This is a genomic window from Methylobacterium mesophilicum SR1.6/6, from assembly GCF_000364445.2.
GTDB classification, from domain to species: domain Bacteria; phylum Pseudomonadota; class Alphaproteobacteria; order Rhizobiales; family Beijerinckiaceae; genus Methylobacterium; species Methylobacterium mesophilicum_A.
Genome location: NZ_CP043538.1, coordinates 3,043,787 through 3,062,579, shown reverse-complemented (window position 1 = coordinate 3,062,579; position 18,793 = coordinate 3,043,787). Strand labels below are relative to the sequence as shown.

General features: G+C 69.4%; 14 protein-coding genes. 2 read left to right on the top strand and 12 right to left on the bottom strand.

The features are described 5' to 3' along the window. Window positions 1-26: 26 nt before the first annotated feature. Together MMSR116_RS14575 and MMSR116_RS14570 are read right to left on the bottom strand one after the other, a co-directional pair. Window positions 27-638 (bottom strand): hypothetical protein, encoded by a 612-nt coding sequence (locus tag MMSR116_RS14575; protein ID WP_010682391.1) that lies wholly within the window; start codon window positions 636-638, stop codon window positions 27-29. Window positions 639-691: 53 nt separating this feature from the next. Next, window positions 692-1,378: a class I SAM-dependent methyltransferase gene (locus MMSR116_RS14570; RefSeq protein ID WP_051072115.1), complete on the bottom strand. Its 687-nt coding sequence runs from the start codon at window positions 1,376-1,378 to the stop codon at window positions 692-694. Window positions 1,379-2,019: 641 nt separating this feature from the next. Between MMSR116_RS14570 and MMSR116_RS14565 the strand changes: the two genes are divergently transcribed. Both MMSR116_RS14565 and MMSR116_RS14560 read left to right on the top strand, forming a co-directional pair. Continuing rightward, the gene (locus MMSR116_RS14565; protein ID WP_010682393.1) at window positions 2,020-2,814 is read left to right on the top strand and encodes a lytic murein transglycosylase; all 795 of its coding nucleotides are present in this window, start codon (window positions 2,020-2,022) and stop codon (window positions 2,812-2,814) included. A 233-nt stretch (window positions 2,815-3,047) separates the two neighbouring features. Beyond that, on the top strand, window positions 3,048-4,211 hold the full coding sequence (locus tag MMSR116_RS14560) for a DUF2778 domain-containing protein (protein WP_010682394.1): 1,164 nt from the start codon (window positions 3,048-3,050) through the stop codon (window positions 4,209-4,211). A gap of 405 nt (window positions 4,212-4,616) precedes the next feature. Here the strand turns inward: MMSR116_RS14560 and MMSR116_RS14555 are convergent, their stop codons facing one another. From MMSR116_RS14555 to MMSR116_RS14510, 10 genes are all read right to left on the bottom strand, one after another. Then, window positions 4,617-6,560, bottom strand: a complete 1,944-nt coding sequence (locus tag MMSR116_RS14555; RefSeq protein ID WP_039892270.1) for a TniQ family protein — start codon at window positions 6,558-6,560, stop codon at window positions 4,617-4,619. After that, on the bottom strand, window positions 6,557-7,663 hold the full coding sequence (locus MMSR116_RS14550; protein ID WP_244625690.1) for a TniB family NTP-binding protein: 1,107 nt from the start codon (window positions 7,661-7,663) through the stop codon (window positions 6,557-6,559). Before MMSR116_RS14550 ends, MMSR116_RS14555 begins: the two co-directional genes overlap by 4 nt. A gap of 126 nt (window positions 7,664-7,789) precedes the next feature. Continuing rightward, window positions 7,790-9,925, bottom strand: coding sequence for a hypothetical protein (locus MMSR116_RS14545; RefSeq protein ID WP_010682398.1), 2,136 nt, complete (start codon window positions 9,923-9,925; stop codon window positions 7,790-7,792). Continuing rightward, a complete protein-coding gene (locus MMSR116_RS14540; RefSeq protein ID WP_158168878.1) occupies window positions 9,922-10,509 on the bottom strand; it encodes a hypothetical protein in 588 nt (195 codons plus the stop codon). Before MMSR116_RS14540 ends, MMSR116_RS14545 begins: the two co-directional genes overlap by 4 nt. 601 nt (window positions 10,510-11,110) lie before the next feature. Then, window positions 11,111-11,683, bottom strand: coding sequence for a hypothetical protein (locus MMSR116_RS14535; RefSeq protein WP_010682400.1), 573 nt, complete (start codon window positions 11,681-11,683; stop codon window positions 11,111-11,113). 567 nt (window positions 11,684-12,250) lie between these two features. After that, window positions 12,251-13,180 (bottom strand): 3'-5' exonuclease, encoded by a 930-nt coding sequence (locus MMSR116_RS14530; protein ID WP_039892273.1) that lies wholly within the window; start codon window positions 13,178-13,180, stop codon window positions 12,251-12,253. A gap of 24 nt (window positions 13,181-13,204) precedes the next feature. Then, on the bottom strand, window positions 13,205-14,053 hold the full coding sequence (locus MMSR116_RS14525; RefSeq protein WP_106428215.1) for a hypothetical protein: 849 nt from the start codon (window positions 14,051-14,053) through the stop codon (window positions 13,205-13,207). A 119-nt stretch (window positions 14,054-14,172) separates the two neighbouring features. Then, a complete protein-coding gene (locus MMSR116_RS14520; RefSeq protein ID WP_010682403.1) occupies window positions 14,173-16,113 on the bottom strand; it encodes an AAA family ATPase in 1,941 nt (646 codons plus the stop codon). A 49-nt stretch (window positions 16,114-16,162) separates the two neighbouring features. Then, complete coding sequence (locus MMSR116_RS14515; protein ID WP_039892276.1) at window positions 16,163-16,954, bottom strand: metallophosphoesterase; 792 nt, start codon at window positions 16,952-16,954, stop codon at window positions 16,163-16,165. A gap of 575 nt (window positions 16,955-17,529) precedes the next feature. After that, window positions 17,530-18,558: a hypothetical protein gene (locus MMSR116_RS14510; protein ID WP_010682405.1), complete on the bottom strand. Its 1,029-nt coding sequence runs from the start codon at window positions 18,556-18,558 to the stop codon at window positions 17,530-17,532. Window positions 18,559-18,793 lie beyond the last annotated feature (235 nt).

Sequence of the window (18,793 nt, the reverse complement as noted above, 5' to 3'; positions counted from 1 at the left end):
TCCCAGTCGCCGCCTCAGTCCTCGCCTCAGACGCCGCGTTCGTGCGGTTCCCGTTCCTCGACGAGCTCGCCGTGCATGAGCGCCATCGGCGCCTTGTGATAGAGCTTGATGTCGTGGAACGGGTCGGTGAGGATCTTCGCCACCCAGACGAGACCAGTCTGCACGTCGCGCTGGAGGAAGAGCTGCACCATCCGGAATAGCAGGCCTGCCAGCGCCAGCCATAGCCAGATCCAGCCGACGTTTCGGATCAGCTCCGCGGTGCCCTGATGCGGAGAGATCAATCCGAACAGGCTGGGATCGAAGTAGAGTGGCAGCGGCGACAGCGCCCAGATCGCGAGCAGCACAACCTTACGCTGCAGATTGTACCCGACCTTGATCTCCTCCTTGTGCTCGTGCGTCGCCTCGTTGATGTGGTCGTAGCCCTTCGGCTCGAAGAACAGGTGGCCGGCCTGCCGGGAGGTCATCGCCACCAGCCAGCCGATCAGCGCCGCCGTCGCCGGATCCTTGAACGCGAGGGCGTAGGCCACCAGGAAGCTGACCGCACTCAGGACGTGCAAGCTCTGGTTGATTCGGTTGTGGTGGTAGTAGCGGTGATCGTCCCAGCGCTGCTCGCGCAGCGCTTCCATGAAGCTCGCCATGTTGTGCGTCCCCGATCGGGTGGTTGTGGGCTGTCTTGCCGGCTCGCTCGCCCTCACGCGTCGCGCTTGCGCAGCCGGACGAGGGAGAAGTGGCCGAGCGGCGGCAGCGCCCGGCGTTCAACGAGCTCGACCGGCGCGTCGGATGCCCAGGCGGCGTAGCGGTCCCAGGCGAATTCGGTCCGCCATCCGAGGCGGCTCGTGACCGGGGCCAGCGCGTGCTCGACAGCCCGGCGCAGCCCGCCTTCCGCACCGATCCGCGTCGTGATGACGATCTCGCCGCCGGGCCGGAGAACCCGGGCGAACTCGTCGAGAGCGGCCTCCGGGTTCGGCACGGCCGTCACCACGTACTGCGCGACGACCACGTCGAAGGCTGCGTCAGGATAGTCGAGGTGCTCCGCGTCCATCACGGCCAGCCGCTCGACGTTGCGCAGACCGAGCCGCGCGACGCGGCGGCGCGCCTTCTCCAGCATGGGCGCCGAGATGTCGATGCCGACGATGCTGCGGGCGCGCCGGTAGGCCGGCAGCGAGAGCCCTGTCCCCACGCCGACCTCCAGGATGCGTCCGCCGACCCGCTCCGCCGCCGCCGCCGCGAGCGTGCGCCCCTGCGCGAAGACCGGCCCGAAGACGAGATCGTAGACCGGCGCCCACCGGCCGTAGGCTTTGGCCACACCGTCACGGTCCAGACTAGGGCCGAGCGAGACCGCGCGTGACGAGCCGGTGCCGTGCATTCCGAGGGCCATGCGTTCCATCTCACTGTGTGCCGGGGCGAGTCCGCTGCGGCCGGCGTTGATCGCTGGGTGCAGGGTTGAGGGTGATTTTCGGACCGAACGCCACCCGCACGACGCGGGTCGTCGTCCGAACGATCGCGGCACGGCCGACCATGACAGCGCGGGCCTGGAAGAATGCCGAGGGCTGCTCAGGAGAGACGGGGTGGCGGGCGAAATCGCGCCGCTCTGCATCTCGTGAACCGCACGGCATGCCTCCGCTCAAATCTTTCCGCCGGCAAAGCTATGACTGTCGTTTGACAGGGTTGTGACAGTAAAAGCGAAGCATTTTCAGCGCGTATGCTTCGTTGGCAAAGCATACGCGCAAGACGGATGACTGAATGGAACAGCGTCAACCGCTCCGCCCTGCCGGGGCCGGCGATGGCGGCGAGGGATCATCGCGGAGTTGGGGGCCACCCTGCGGGCACCCACTGTTCACGACGTTCGAACCAACTTGGTCGTATATCCTCGCCGCGACGCCGCGAATGCGCGATGTTTTGATAACCGGATGTCCGGAGGCCGCGCCTTCGACATCATCTCGCCCTGATATCGACGAGATGTGACCCGGTATCGCCATTCAGCACGGGGCGCGTCGGCGCGCCGGAGGAGCATTGCGCGTGAACGACTTCAAGCGGCGTCAAATCTTCGCGGTGGCGGCTATCGCCGGGCTCGCCTTCAGCGCCGGGCAGGTGCAGGCCGCGCAGTGCGGCAACACCGCTGCGGGCTTCGAGACCTGGAAGCGGCAGTTTGCCGAGGAGGCGCGCGGACGCGCCAGCGCGGCGAGTCTGGCCGCGCTCCAGAACACCAGTTACTCCACCGCCACCATCTCGGCGGATCGTGGCCAGCACAGCTTCAAGCTGTCGCTCGAGCAGTTCTTGGCCAAGCGCGGAGGTCCGGCGATCGTCTCGCGTGGAAGGGCGCTCAAACGGCAGAACGCTGCGCTCTTCGACTCGATCGAGCAGCGCTACGGCGTGCCGCCGGGCCCGCTCCTGGCGATCTGGGGCATGGAGACCGGCTTCGGCGCCGTGCGTGGAAACGTGAACACCCTCTCGGCAGTGGCGACGCTCGCCTATGATTGCCGGCGCTCCGAATATTTCACGGACCAGCTCTACGCGGCACTGACCCTGGTCGATCGTGGCCTCCTGACGGCGAATACCCGTGGCGCAGCCCATGGCGAGGTCGGCCACACGCAGTTCCTGCCGAAGAACGTGCTCACGTACGGCACGGGCGATCTCAACAATGTCGGTGCCGCCCTCTCGTCGACCGCCAACTTCCTGAAGGCGCATGGGTGGCGCGCTGGCGCGGGTTACCAGCCCGGCGAGCCGAACTTCGCCGCCATTCAAGGCTGGAACGCGGCGCCGGTCTATGAGAAGGCGATCGCTCTGCTCGGACGCCAGATCGACAACGACTGAAGATCGCTCGCAGCGAATTGCGGCGAGAAAGATCGGGCACGACAGTAATACGCCCAAAAATGGTCTTGATCGATCCAGGATCGACCATCGCGCCGCCCCACAAATGCCTGCCCCGCCCAGCTGTTTAGGCCCGGGCGGGGCCTGTCCGTCCGTCGTGTCGTCTCTGCTTTGTCCGCGGAGATCGCGACGGTCGGGCGAGCGCCCGCTCTGCGACCAGGAGCGTGGGCACTCGCATGACCATCGATTCCGTGCCGCTGGACGGCCGTGGCACCCGGAGCGCGCGGCGCGCCTGCGTAGCACCTTTGGGAGTGCTGACTGGTGCCATCCTCTTGGCTGCCCTGGGAAGCAACCAGTGGCATTTCCATCAGGATACGCTCGTCTCACTGGAGCGGGTGGAGGCCCGTAGTGCCGACGGCGCAGCGGAGACTGCTGGATCGCCCGCCGAGCGTGACGTTGCCACCGCCGGTCACGAGACGACCGCGCCCGGCGTGCCGGCCGTCGACGCTTGGCGCGAGGCCACCGGCGGCCCCCTGTCACGATGGGCTTGGGCCCAGACGGTCTTGCCCGCACTCCCGCCTGACCACGCTGTCGAGGACGAAAGCCGAGCCGGGGTCCAGGGAGAGCCAGAAGCCGGCCGTGAGTTCGAAGCGCAACCAGCCGAGCCGCCGCTTTCCGCGATGATGGTCCCGCTACCGATCCCGCGGCCGCCCGAGTTCCGCGGTCCGGGCGCGGCGGCCACGGCCCGCCGGGCCGAGCGGCGGATGTCGCGGCGGGAGCTGCCGCCTGCCCAACCGACTGCGCCTGCGGTCGACGACCGCTCGTTTCTGGAGAAGTTCTTCGGTATCGAGCGCGCCCCCGCGCTCGCTTACACGGCCCTTGAGAGCAAGCCCATCGACGTTGCCCCGCAGCGCCGCATCACGCCGCCGCTTCCAATGGCCCGGGAGCCCGGCGCGACGGCCGGCATCGCCGTCTACAACATCGCCGCCCGAACCGTGACGCTCCCGAACGGCGAGCGTCTCGAAGCGCATTCCGGCCTCGGCGAAGGACTGGATGAGCCGCGCCTCGTCAATGTCCGGATGCGCGGTCCGACGCCGCCCGGGACCTACGATCTCACCGAACGGGAGGCGCTGTTCCACGGCGTTCGCGCCATCCGCCTCACACCGGTCGGCGGCTCTGAGGCCGTCTACGGCCGCGTCGGGCTTCTGGCGCATACCTACATGCTCGGCCCGCGCGGCGATTCGAATGGGTGCGTCTCATTCCGCGACTACAACCGCTTCCTCGAGGCCTTTCTCCGCGGCGAAGTCCAGCGCCTCGTCGTCGTGAGCGGCTCTCAGGATCCACTGCCGGCCCTTGCGGCAGGCACGGTCACGACCCGGATGGCTCGCAACGGTAGCTGAGGCTTCGCGGCCTCGGACCGTTGCCTGCGCAATATCGACCAGACCTCCAGGCGCGACACCGTCCGGAGCGCGAACGCCCCACCGCGACCGCTCCTGCCCGGAACCCGCCAACGTCGGGCAAGCATCTCCCGGTTGGCGCTGTCTGGTCTGTCGGCCTAAAATTGCGAAAAGAAAATGAACTGCATCAGTAGCTTAGAGGATTTTTTCTGAATGAAAATGCGAGACTATCGTGTAGCAAATGAGAAATTGTCGTTTTCGTCGATCCAGAAATGCGAAGGTCCGTCTCAACGTAAGACATTGGCGTACACCCGCGGTCAGCCAATTTATCCCTATGACGGCGCAAAGCGCCTCCCTGCCTGAGGTCGACGCCGGCGCCAGCCTGCGTCGACACGGATCCATGGTTGATCAACCGGTTCGGCGGCAAGGTACTCGCCAGGACGCCGGCCCAGAGACAGGGTATCCACGATCTGTTTTCCGGCGCTCTCCGGAGGCGGGAGCGCCTGTATTACGGCGAGAACCATCTCGGATGCGGAAACCAGCCACGTCGGTCGTGCGCCAGACTGCCGAAATGCCGAGCGTCACGTTCGAACGTACAACCGGGGCGATGCCGGCTTCGCGAAGCAAGCGTCCGACCGTGCGCGTGTTGGTGGCGTGGCGTCGCGCCAACGCACCGGCCATCACGTAGTCCCTTCGAAAGCTTTGGACCGAACGCTCATCCACGCCATTCCTGGAGAGACGACCGTTACTCTCGTCGCAAGCCGCCAGAAGGCATCCCGCACGGACTAGAACAGGCACCATTCGCGTCGCTACCCCCAAGGCCTCGGCCGCGCGCCGGACGTCGAGCGAGCGGCTGCCATCCTCGTGAAAACGTGTGCCCCACACGGTGTCGAGCGCCACGCCGAAACACGCCAGCGAGGATCGGCAATCGAGGCCAGGCAGCCGGTACACAGGGCAGGCACCTTGCAGGATGCCTCGAATGATCTCGGACAGCTTGCGATGCTTCGAGAGGTTCACCCGTGAGAGCGAGATAACGCCCGACGGACAGCGCGGCGTCGCAACCGCCTCGATTCGGGCCACCAACCCATCGACCTCGTCCGGGCTATAAGCGCAGCTGATACCGTTCCCGCACGGTGGCCGCACGATAGCCAGCAGGCCCGCACGGCGCAGGTCCTCCAGCGCATGCCGGGAGATGCCGAGCCGCGCCGCCGCTGCATCGGGCGCCAAGGTGACGGCGAGGCGGTCGCCGGTTCGCGCCACGGATCCCGCACAGATCCGAAATTCCCGGCGCCCGCCCACACGGCGGGAGCGTCCGACGAGATGGCCCGCCTCCAACATCGTTGCCACCTTGGCGGCGGTGGTGCCGAGGCGCGTGGCCGTCGCCGTCGCGTCGAGCCAAGTCGGCGCCAGCTCCTCGCCCCGGACGGCTGCCCAGCCCTTCGCCGGCCTTCCCGGCCATTTGGACAGCTGGCGGCGCACCTCGTCCACGAAGCCGCGAAACACCACGTCGTCGAGGGCGGCACGCATCCGCAGCATGGTGCGACGGAGGCCCTCCTCGCCGTGGCGGGCCTGGATGCCGTCGAGCCACGGCGCGACGCCGGCAGGCCATTCGAGCAGCGCCGCCGCCGCCCTTTCCAGGACGGCCTCGGTCTCCGCGGCATCGGGCCTCGAAATGAAGCGGCTCCGCCAATCCCCGCCGGCGTCGGAGGCGGTGCCGGCGAACCAGGCCAACCGGGCCGCGGCATCGAACGTCGGGACCGGGGGGAGGCCCTGCGGCCCCTCCGACAGCCCATCACCGCCCAGAAGCCCCTCCAACGCGACGAGCAAGGGCAGCGCTCCCGCGGCCGCAGGCACGACAGGCGCCGTTGCGAGATCTGCTCGGCATCGGCACCGACCGGCCGAGGGCCGATCCCAGCTCAGCGACCGAGCGCAGTCCGGGCATCGGTCGACCAGCCGGAGCCCATGCCGCGTGCACGCCACCAGAAGGCGGCAGTCCCAGGCCGGCCGGGGGCGATGGCCCTCAGCCAGGCAGGTCGGGCAGATGCGGGCCCGGGCAAGGTCCACCAGGCTCGGCGAGACGCGCGCACCCTCGACACCTATCCGACCGTCCAAACCGGGCCAGCTCGCGAGGGCGGCAAGCTCCGCTGCCGGAACCGCGCCGCCAAGCGCCGCCTCCAGCCCGGTCAGGTCGCACGGCCGGGAGGCGAAGGTAGGCGGCAGTCCGGCGATCCGCCGGATCCAGGCCGAGCCGGGATGTGCGTTCGCCTCGGCAAGACGGAGCACGAAGGCGTGCAGCGTCTGGCCGGGCGCCGGTACGGCGCGGGCCACCAGCCTGTCGCGGACCGTTTTCATTTGGTGAGCGCCTCCGCCAAAGCGTTCTTGCGATCGGCCTTCGTCGACTTGTTGCGGGTGTTCCGCGTCCTGCGCAGCTTGTCCTTGCGCCGCTTGTCCTTCGCCGCCGCCGTGACGTAGTTCTCCTCGGCGATGGCGGGTGGAAGCCGGCCGTCCCACTGCGGACCAAACGGGTTGATGAGCTTCTCGTTCGCCTTCTGCGTTCGGAATGCCTTGTCGAACGCTTCTCGCAAAAGCGCGAAATCGATGACCGGCTCCGGCGCCGGCCCGGCGCGCCCGGCCTCGCGGCCGCGCGCGAGGATGATGCGCATCGCCCGCGTCAGGAGCTTCTTGAGGCCCCCGGTCAGCCCCCTGGACGCGTAGAAGAAGCGTTTCGCGGTCTCGTCGTCCATCACGTCGACCTCCTCCGCGAACGGAACGGGTGACTCGGCCCTGAGGCCCGCCAGCAATCCGATGAAGGCGTCACGGCTCGAAAGGTCCTCGTCCGCGTCGTCGCCCCAAACGTACGGCGTCATCTCCAATTCCACGTCCCAGCGACGGTCGAACTGCCCGTCCTGCTCGAACAGCGGTTTCATCCGGTTCAGGCCGAACAGGAAGAAGCATGCGTTGTTGTTCGCATGCCGGTCCTTGATCCAATCGATCAGCTTCTCGGCAGTCAGCACGCCCGCGCGGTCGACCACGCGCTGCCCCTCGTCGATCAGGACGCCCTTCACACCGCAACCCCGTGTCAATCGGTCCAGGCGCTCGTCCAGACCCTCCGGCTTCCCAAGGGAAGCATGGGGGTCGCCGAGCTCCTTGAGCATTTCCCGACCCAGTCGTTCGACCGAGATCCTCGCCGCGGGAAGCGTCACGCAGAGCAAGGGGACATGGTCCGCGACGATGACCGTGCCGTCGGGCATTTGCACGCGCCGGCCGTCCTCGACGCGGGGATGGGCCGCCCTGATCTGCTTGAAGACGGTCGTCTTGCCGACCCCCGAAGGACCCACCACCGGGATGCAAGGCAGCGTCGCGACCTCGCCATCCTCTTCGTAGAGGTCGAGGGCGTCCTCGATTTCCTGGACGACAGCTTGATAGTTGGGATGCTCCACGAATGCGGCGTGCATCTCCCGATGGATGTTGCGGCGGCGCGGCGTGCTGGAGGTCATCTGGTCTCTTCCGAGTAAAACGCAACTTCGGGCGACAAGCCGTAGCGGGCCGACCGCCGGGGCCTTCGACTGGGGGGCGGCCCTCTAGGAGTGGCCGAGGGACTTATTGGACTTGAAGACGGGGATCTCACGCCGTCGCCTCGGACCGGCATCGCTGGCCGGGGGCGAGGCGGGTGATCCCGCTCCCGCCGCCGGGGGCGGGAGCGCCGGGCGTCCCGTCGGATCGACGAGGACGGGCAGCCGGCCATCGTGGTCGAGCGCGGCGAAGGCACGCGGCGTCCCGAGACCCATGGCACGCGCGATCTTCGATTGAATCCCGGTGCCGAGCGCGTCCTGGACAGAGGAGGCGATCAGGCTCTGCAGGTGCGCCTGGCTCTCGATCCAGCCCTCAAGGTCGTCGCGTCCGGAAAGCCGCTCCGAGTGCCGTCGCTGCAGGGTATGTCGATGGAGGTCGAGGTCCTCCGTATAGGCCTGGTCCCGGGCGTAGGCGGGGATCCAGAGTTCCTCGTCCGGGTCCCAGACGTGGACCTTGGATAGGTTGAGCGGGTTCACCTTGACCTTGACGAGAAGCTTCGCCCCGCGCCGACGGCGCAGGATGTCGATGCCGTCCGAGTAATAGTACAGGCCCTCATAGACGACCCCGCGGTTGTCGAGCCGACGCCCTTCGCGGACGATGCCGAAGAGGAAGTCCAGATCCGTTCCGCGTTCGATGAAGGTAGGCTTGACCCGTCGCGTGCCTTCGAGCCAGCGGTCGTTGGGGCTCATCCTCATGCCGTTGCGGGGCGCGTTGGCGTGATAGATGTCCAGCAGCCAATGATGCCACAGCCAGAGCAGATGCCTAAGGCCGATCACGGCGTTGGCCGCCGGGTCGTAGTCGTGCTTGTCGAACTTGAGGTCCGGCGACAGCACGTAGCCGGGCATTTCCTGGAAGAAGGTCTGGTTGGCGACGGCGAATGCACCCTCCACCTCGCCCTTGACCCATGGGCAGCGCGGGGGCGTGAAATCGTAGGGCACGTCGAGGTCGGACGTGATCTGCAGGATCGAGTCGCCGTGCGCCTGCAGACTGTTGTCGAACGTGTAGAAGCGCCCGATGCCGCCCGCGAGGTAGGGGTTGCGGATATCGGGGTACTTGTCCGCGACGTACGACTTCATGAGGCATCCGTGCCGCATGGTGGCGGCCAGGACGAGGTCCCCGGGTGGCTCGAACCCGATGTAAAAGCCGACGATGCAGTTCGAGTAGACATCCACCAGGATCGCCAGCCAAGGACGTCCGAGCGGGATGCCGAGGGTGTCGTGGACCACGAAGAACGGGAGCCGCGTCTCGTCGAACTGCAAGTGGGAGAGCGCCGCCTCGGGAGCGCCCCCCTGGCCCGGTCCGCGATGCATCGCGCGCGCGCGCGTTGCGCCGTATTTGGCGATGTTGCGCAGCTGTGCCGGGAATTGGTTGTAATAGACGTAGAACGTCGACCGATCAGGCAGCTCCAGCGGGCGCTCCGGATGCCTCTGGCGTTCGACCTTCACCTCCGTCAGCGAGGCATCCATGATCTCGCGCATCGTGAGGACGGGCTTTCCGCCGACCTGACGCCGATATTTCGAGGCTTCGAGCAGGCGGCCCATCACGCGCTTGATGGCGGCCGTGACCAGGGGGTCGACCTGGGGCGTCCTGCCGCGCTTATCGAAATCCCCGCGCAAATCGCGCTGGTCGTCGTGCTGCCCGAGGATCGACACCCACCGATAGTACGAGGCCGCGCTGCATGGCTTGGGCGTGCCATACACCTCGATCCCCTGCTCGGATCCGACCTCGGCGCAGATGCGGTCGAGGGCGGTGACCGGACGCATCTTGCCCTTGCGCTCGACCCAGGCGACCACCGCGTGGGCGGATCCCGGCGCGATGCGGCGCTGGACCTCCCGGATGACGCCCTTGCGGTAGCGGACGCGCTTCTGCGCTGTCTCCGGCATGTCGGACAGGGGCACGCCATGGTTGCGACGACGCCGACGCCTCTCCTCCTCGGTCTCCGGCTCCAATCGACTGTCGAGGGTCGCCTCCCCGCGGTCGTAGGCTCGGCGCACCTCGTCCGAGCGGCGCGGCATCACGATGCCGGTCGCCAGCGACTTCGCTTGCCAATGCGAAACGCCGTCGACATCGTACTCGACGACGAGCTCGTACGTGCCGTCCTCGAACCGGACGACCGCACCTGGTCCGAGCGCCACCTTCCTCATGACCGGTCCCCTCCCGCCGCCAACCCGATCCTTCGAAACGGGCCCGCCCCCCGCCGCACCCCCATTCCCGGCCCAGCCGCGGCGTCGAGATCGACCGCGAGGTGGCCGTGCCGCGCAAGCGCGAAGACGGTGTTCAGGTCGAGGCAGTCCGCGAAGGCGGCGACCAGGTCGCCGGCGGACACGCTCCCCCGCTCGGTGACGGCGTCGACGATGGCTCGGATGCGGGTCAGCTCCGGAAGGCGCGTCATCCGCCGCTCGAACACCGCGAGCGCGGTCTCAGCCCGGAGCGAGTCGATGACGTGGCGCTCCGTGAGCACCCGGTAGCCGAGGCCCAATGCATTGACCGCGCGGGCGATCCACGGCCAACGAGCTTCGTTCTCGGCGCTGGCCGCGTCGTCCTCGTATTTGAGCTCGACGAAGTCGCACGACAGCTTTGTCTGGACGTAGGCATCGACGCGATGCGTCGCGAGCCGGTCGCCCAGCCTGTAGCGGATCACGACCGGCTCCTCGCAGAACCACGCGACGTCGCCGTCCAATTCGCACAGCATGGCATGCCGGTATTCCAGCCTCGACCGGAGCCGCATGTGTCGGCACGACTTGAGGCTCGGGAAACGGGTCTGGCGGCCGCGCGAGGCCGAACGGGAGGATCGACCGATGGGCCGGACCGGCGCTTCCGGGAATCGCGCCGCGAAGGCCGGATGGCATGAGACGATGCGGGCGTCCGGGGCGTCCGGCGGGACCACCGGCAACGGCCAGGCCCGCTCCTTGGGCTCGGGGCGACGCCGCCCCAGCGGCGGGGGCGGCGCGGCGCGAGCGAGACCTCGGAAATAGGCCCGGAGCGATGCCTCGTCCGTGCGCGGGCTCGCCGGGATACCCCGACCGGACAGGGAAGGTTCGGCGGTCCCGTCCTTGCCGCTCGGCCCGGGGCCGAAGGCCTGCCGCGCGGGGCCGGGCGGAGGGTCACCGGCTCCATCGGTCAGGGACGGGCATGGGCGCGCGCGCGGCGGGCTTTTTCCCGAGGCGGGTGAGGAAGGGCGTTTCTTCATCGCTGGTGGCAGGTTCTCGGGCAGGAGACCACATCGGTCGGCGGGCCGCGGATGTCGGAAACTCGGGTCGTGGCGAAGGTCGTCGAAGCCGACCGCCCGGCCCGCGCTTCCGCGGGGCCGGGCGGTCGAGAAGGGCTCGCTACCGCGAGTTCTGACAGTGCATCGAGCCGTCCGCCTCGGCATCGAGAGCGGCGCGCCATACCCGTGCGGCCGCGACCGCGTCTTCCGGGGTGACGAGCGCCGCGCCGTTGGCGTCGCGACCGCGGGCGCCGCGCTTGAGGGCGGCGCCGATCGACCGCGCGATCGCCGAGAAGCTCTGCTGCACCCGCTGCCTGTCGGACCCGGCAGGCGACTGGGCATAGACGGCGGTTCCCCGCTCGGCGAGCCACCCGCGCATTTCGTCGGCCTGCCAAAGTACGGCGTGGTCCACGATGACGGCGGCGGCTGCCCGGCAGGTCCACTGCGGCCCGAGCCCGTCGGCGTCGGCGGGGCCGTCGCCGAGAAGCATCATGAGATCGCCGACGGTCGGCGATTCCCGGTACAGGCCCAGTGCGGCCGGGCAGTCGTCGGCGTCGAGCGCCACCGCCATCCACAGGGGCAGTGTGACCCCTCCCTCGGCGAGCGCTGTCTTATGCACCGTGCCGACGACGAGGCAGAGGTTGGGACCCTCGCCCAAGTTAAGAATGCCGGTGGCGCTGGATTGCTGGTTCATGATGGCTCCTCACAGGGAGCCACGCGAAAATCCGACGGAACGACTTGCTATGCCTGCGGCAGCATGGCATACGGGGGATTCGGACCGGATTCGGGCGTGGCTCTCCAGGCTCGTCAGGGTGCCGCCAGCGCAGGCTGTCGAAAAACCTTGTGCGCTGGCGGCGGGACGTTCCGAAACGGGCGCGCGGTCTTGCAGGGCCGCGCGTCCCCATTCGGCGTGACACGCATCGTCCAACCGATGCGGCCACGAAAGACCATCATCCAGTTTTCATGATCGTTCGTCAAGCGATACACGTCGCTGGGCAATCGTGCTCATCCGACGGAAAGGTGATGATGGCCCGGGAGCGGTGAAGCCGCACTCCAAGACCCAAGGATTACTTATCCTATTCTTGAAGGATCGGATCGACGATCCTTGGTGGTCAAGGCCGTCGCTCGAAGGAAAGGCCGACCGAACTTTGGTCCCGAACCTCCGCCGGGACAGGAGCGTCAGGCCAGTCCTTTGCAGCGCCACCGGCAGTTACGCTTCGAGGACGATGGCATGCGGTGCCGCGGCTACACCGCCGGCGCATCATTCGCCCGGGCGGCCGACGAACGCCGTGCGCAGGGACGACTGCTTCTGCCACTCATCGAGGAATCGTCCGAGGTGCGGCCGTCCAGCGCGTTCGCGCCGCAGGAATTCCATGATGCCGCGCACGGCATCGTCGTGCGATGAGGCGTTCATGCGACCGCTCAGGTGCTGGTGGCGGAGATAGACACCGTACAGGTTCAAAACGTCCGTTTCGCAGTAACCTCGCACCCGGCCGACTTCGCCCCGCGCGATCATGTCGGCGACCTGCGAACCGTGCTCGCCGCACTTCCCGGGAAGGCCGACCATCGCGCAGGCTTCCTCCAGCGTGAGGCGTGACGACGCCCCGTAGGTGGACATCATGTCCATCAGGTCCGCATGCCATTCCCCCGAGTATCGCGAGCCGTAGCCCGACCACCGCGTACCCTGATCGAACCATCGCGGTGCGGCGACGCCGTGCAGCATGGAGCGGTGGAGCAAGGTGGGGATGTCGAAAGCGCGCCCATTCCACGAGACGCACCGGAAATTCCGCGTCGAGAAATGCCTCCAGAAGCCCCGCAACAGGCGCGCCTCCCCCCAGCCTTCCTCGCCTCCGCTGCGACAGTCGACGAACCGATACGCCTCCTGGCCGCTCGCGGCGTCCTGCAGGATGTCGGCCTCGACGAGCGAGATGGCGACGATCCTGTGCCAGGCAGTTTTCGGGAACCTGTCGATCGGCCAGTCAGCGGGAACCAGGGTCTCGTCCGGTGTCGTCTCGATGTCGACGACGAGCAGCGCCTCCGGCGCCGGCGCGGTCTCGTTCCGGCGCGACGTCGGCCTGCGCGCGGCCCCCGTGGAAACCGCTTCCCCGCTGGCGGCCGCGGCAGGGCGCGGCGGCGAGCAGGGAAGGTGACCACGCGGGGGGTGGGACGGCGCGCATTTATCGGACCTCATCGGCTATCTCCGGGGTGGTGGGGTTCAGACGACGATCGTGCGGCAGGGGTCGAATCCCGCCGTCGGGTCGCGGGCGAAGGAATTGCTCACCACGCGGGTGCGCCCGATCCGCAGGTCACAGGTCGCCGGCACCTGGCCATGCACCCAGGCGACCGGCGCGCCCCACGATTCCATCACGCCATCGAGGTCCGACACGTGCCAGCAGACGCGCCACGGATCGAGGAGCGGCCGGGCAAGCGCCGGCGGCAGGCACGACCGCGACGGAGGATAGGCGGTCACGACCACCGCGCGGTCGCCGCCGCGGATGCCGGCGACGACCGGGTCGGGCACGTGGCCGTAGCCGCCGGCGACCACGGAAGAAAGGGCATCCTCGATGTAGGCGCGCGACCGGTGGTGGCCGCCGGCCGCATCGTGCGGAAAGAACGGGACGCCGGGCGCGCTCGTCGCGCGGCCCCTGACCGACCAGCAGTGGCGGGCGTGGGCCCGTGCTTGCCGCTCGTTGGCCGCACCGTCGACGGCGAAGCTCGGCCACAGCGTCGCACCGAGGACATGAACGCCGCACGAGGTCGGATCCCCGAGACGGACGGAGGCATCGTGCAGGAGCGCGATTCCCAGGGTCCTCGCGAGCGGCACGGCCTCGGCGAGCGCCTCCGCGACCGGAACTCCGTCGAGGAACTCGGCCGGGCCTGGGACGAGCACGACCGGCCGGCCGCGCCGATGCCCGTCGAGCGCCTGGGCCAGCCAGCGCACAGACCGGCAGAGGCCGGGACAGATGCCGCCGGCTACGATGACGGCGTCGAAGTCAGGGGGCGCGTCGGGCAGGTCGAAAGGCGCAAGATCGACGCGAAGGTCCGACATGATCCAGAGCCGCATCGGAACGGGCTCGGATGGTTCCGGTCGGGCGGAAACAGCGCCGGGCCCGATACCGGAACCGACCAGTGCGCCCGGGGCGGGCGCCTCGACCCGGATGGGAGGATCGGGAACGTGGAGCGTCAAGCATGTCCTCCTTGCGCGGCACGGTTGTGGTCCGCCTCGGCGATCAGCGTCCGCAGCGCGTCGCCCGACACCACGCGCGTTGCGACCAACAGCTCGGCGACCGCCTCGACGGTGGCGCGGTTCGCCTCCACGAGAGCCAGCGCCTCGCCGCTCAGCCGGGTGAGGTCCCGCTCGACGGCTTCGAGGAGCCCAGGTTGGAGCGTCAGCCCGACAGCGACTTCGTGGGGCGCCCCACGGTATGCCAAGCCCTCGCCCAGCCCGAGCGAACCATGGTTGCCGGCGAGCAGGGTCGTGACACGCGCGAGGTCGGAGCGGCTGTCGCCGCCCGCGCCCGCGCTCGGTTCCCCGAGGAACAGGATCTCCGCGGCGCGCCCGGACAGCAGCGCGACCGCTAGGCCCTCGATCTCCGCGCGGGTCGGGGACGGCCCAAGACGGATTTCCGCCGACGTCGCCCCGACCGAGTCCCGACGCGGGACGAGGTCGACCTGCGCGACATGCGCGGCGCCGGTCCGCTCGAACGCAACCCCATGCCCCGCCTCATGGAACGCGCTCCGACGTCGGTCCGCCGGGCTGCCCTTATCCGGCGGCGCCACCCGCTCGAACAGGTCGGCCGCTCGGAGGGGCCGGCCGGCGGCGCGGGCGGCCGCGCGCGCCTCCAATACCCATCCCGCAACCTGTGCGCCGGTGGCGCCGAGGGCGAGATCGCCGAGTGACCCCAGATCGACGTCGGGCAGCTCGCCGTCGTCGAGGTGCTGCCGAAGGATCGTCGCCAAGTCCGCGGCCGAGGGCGCCTTGATCTCGATCACCCGCCCCAGCCTGCCCGGACGGATCAAGGCGGGATCGAGCTTGCCGCCATGGTTCGTCGCCGCGATGATGCAGACCGCCGGCGCACCCGGAGCGTTCAGTGTGTCGAACGCCAGCAGGATGCTGGTGCACAGAGGGGTCCACCACTCGCGCGCCCGGTCGTCCATCGTGCTTCTGTTAGGAATACTGTCCGCTTCATCTAGGAATAGAATGCTGGGAGCGGCAGCGCAGGCATTGGAGTAAGCGGCGTCCCAGGCACGGAGAACCCCGCCGAGATACCCGTCGGACGAGCTGAACCAGGACCCGACCGAGGTCGCCACGAGCGGCAATCCCGCGGTCTTGGCGAGGGAGCGGACGAAGGTCGATTTACCGAGTCCGGGGGCCGAGCTCAGGCAGACGTGGCGGTCGATTTGCTGGAACGCGGGGGCGCCGGTGGCGCGCCAGGTCGCGAGATCGCCAAGGAGGCGGTCGCCCCATGCGCGGGCCTCGCCGAAGCCGACCAGGGTTCCGAAGTCGGGTGCCGCGCCGACGCCCGGGTCGGCCGAGACCTTCGAACGCGCCGCCGCGGAGAGGCGCGCGACGCAGGCCCGGCCGGTCGGACCGCGCACGGCCGCGGCGACCTCGTAATAGCTCAGTCCGCGCGCGATCCCGGGCGGCAGCTTCGGACGCTGCCCCGTGGCAGCTTGGACGACCCGCGCGACCACGGCGTCGGTTGCGCCGGGGAGCCGGATGTGCAGATCCGCCGCCGCGATGAGGGCCGAGGGCAGGTACCGCGCCGGCGATTGCGAGACCCCGAGCACCCGGTCGCCGCGCGACAGCTTGTCGGCTACCTGGCCGTTACCGCGGTCAGGTCGGTCCTCGGACTTCGAGGAGCCGGTGCGCGCCGCGATGAAACCCCACTCCGCCAGGCGCACGCATGCCTCGCGGATCGGCTCGACCCAGTCCGCGGCCGGGACCTCGACCACGAGGGCGAAGGCCGGATCGGCGGCGATGCGGCGGCGCAGCGCTGGAGAGAGCGCCCCTTCAAGGGCGAAGGCCGCCAGCGTCTCGGTCGCGGCACGCCGCTCGTCGGCGGCGACGTCCCCAGTCTCCGCCTCGTTCAGATCGTCCCGCAGGAAGTTGAGATGGGCCATAGTCGCCTCGTCCAAGGATGGGTCGATGTTCAGCACCAGGGCGCGCGGCCTACGACGGCACCTCGACGACGCAGGCCGGATCGAAGGCGGGGTTCTCGCCGTCGTAGCCGAGCGGATTGCACAGGATCCGGGTCGGACCGATCCGGTGGTCGCGGCGGGCGTGGACGTGGCCGTGAAGCCAAAGGTCCGGGCGGCCGGCGGCGATGAGGCCGCCAAGGTCGCTCGCGAAGGCCGGGTTCAGCACGCTGCCGGCGAAGCTCGGGTCGAGCGAGGCACGGGCCGGGGCGTGGTGCGTGACCACGACGTGCGGTCGCGCCCGCGTGTCCGGCGGGTCGACCCTCGACAGCGCGCGTTCCAGGAACTCGCGGGTGATGGCGTGCAGGGCCGCGGCGTCCGCCGGCCGGAAGGTCTGCCAGCCTGGATTTCGGGTCGTCGCGATGCAACGGTGATCGTTGAGACCGGCCTGCGCGGCCGCCATGGCCCGCCGGCGGCTGCCCACGCCGTCGATGGCGTAGTCGGTCCAGAGGGTTCCGCCGGAGAAGGCGACGCCGCCGATCTCGACGGTATTGTCGTCGAGCAGGGTCACGCCGTGCCGCTCCGCGGCCCGGCGTCCGAGCGCGCGCTCCTCGTTCACGGCCGAGCCGTAGAATTCATGGTTGCCCGCGACGACGAGGACCGGCATGTGCGGTCGGATCGCCTGCGCCAGCCACAGAACGGTCTCGGCCAGTCCCTGCCCGACATCGCCGGCGACGACAGCGACATCGGCGTCGGGGATGTGCGCGGGCGTCCAGGGCGCCCGCGACAAGTCTCGGTGCAAGTCGCTGAAGGTCCAGATCCGCACGTGATCGCCTCCTGGGTTCTTGGGATCGTCTCGCCGTTTGGGATGCGGGGGCGGTTACCGCCGCGGCGGGGCGCGGCGCCTCGGCCGCCGCCTCTGAGGTCGCCTTGGACCCACGTCGCGCGGGTCTGGCGACAAGCCGGCGAGAACGTGGGCGAGGACGGTGCGAGCCGCCGGATCTCCCCGCCAGGCGACGACGAGCACCGTCGAAAGCGCGAGGTCCATGACGGCGGGATCCGGTTCGATGCCCCGGGTGAGGTCGAGCGCGACGGCGATGGCGGCCGCGGCCTCGCCCCTCCGGGCCGCGGGCCACGACCTGTGATGCAGGCAGACCTCGCCGGCCAGGGCTCGGCGGACCCTCTGGATCGCGGCGGCCTCGATGTCCGGAAGCCGTACCGTGCGCCAAAGCGCGAGCGGATCACAGCCCCGGGGCGGCTCGCGGCGCAGGGGACGCTTTTCGGTGGGATGGGGGTCGTCGCTCGCGCGCATGCGTCCTCCGGGCTCGCGATGGGCAACAAGGCCCCGCGCCCGCGTGCCGAGGCGCGCGGGCGGGGTTCATCGAACGGGATGGCGGAAGCTTAGTGCCGGTCGAGGCGCTCGGCGCCGACGTCGGGTTGACCTAGGATAAAATACCTAGAAAGCGTCCGCGCCCAGCGCCGGCCATCCGATGCGTACAGGTCGCTGGTCGTGATGCGCCGTCCATCGGGAAAGTTCGGATGCCCGAAGACCTCGCCGGTCAGCACCCTCACGGATCGGCTCGTGAACCGCCAGCGCTCCAGCCGCGGGGCGTCGCGCAGGTCCGCCGGCGCGGGCTTGACCTGGTCACGGATGCCCTGGAGCTCGTCGGCGAGCTCGCGCAGCCGGTCGCCGGCCTCGCGTTCGTCCGGGGCGCGCGCCTGCTCGGCGTCGACGCCGAGGGCGGCGGCATAGGCGACGGGATCGACCGCGTCGGCGTGGCGGTCCGAGGCCGCGGCGCGCAGGGCCGCGAGCAGGGCCACCGAGGCCACGAGGCTGCGGCTCGTGCGGTCGCCCTCAGCGATGCGCTCGGCCTCGGCGCGACCGAAGGCCGGCACGACCATGGGCAAGGCGCGGACGCGGCCGCGACCGGGCGGGAGCGCGTCGTGCGCGCGCATGCGGTGGCCGAAGGCGGCCGCCGCGGCGGCCCCGCCGCTGCGGCCGCAGCCGAGGAGCCACGGCGGCGGGACCAGGTCGAGCCCGAACTCCACCGACGGCTCCATGCCCGCGAGCGCCGCGGCCGCGGCATGTTCGTCAAGGGGGGTCGGGCCCACCGGCAGCACCGATGCCTCGACGCGCGCCCTCAACCCGAGGTCGGCCATGCAGACCGCGGGCAGGTCGAGGATGAGATCCCCCTCGCCGGCCATCGCCTCGGCCGCGATGAGGCCGGCCTCGCGGGCGTCGCCCGCCTCGCGCTCGCTCACGGTCAGCCCCTCCTCCGTGATCGCCCGCCGCGGCAGCGGAGCCTCCTCGGGCAGCCTGACGCGCAGGAGGGTGACCGGCTGGCCGAGGATGCCGTACGCATCCGCGAGGAGGAGTGCGGCGTAGGCGGCGTGGGTCCGGCCGGCGGTGCCGAAGAAGGCTGCGATCAAGGGCAATCTCCATGACCAGGTCCGGACGCAAACGCGCCCGGTGGAAGATCCACCGGGTGCGCATGACCGGACAGGTTTGAGTGATTTGCGAATCTTAAGGCAAAAGAGCGGAAATGAACAGCACTTTCTGAATCGGATCAAGTCAGTCCATAGCTTGATGGTTAATTAGACCGATGCGTCGAAGTATTCAGGCGCGTCGAATACCTAAGTACCGGCGCTTCGCGCCGCGTCCGAC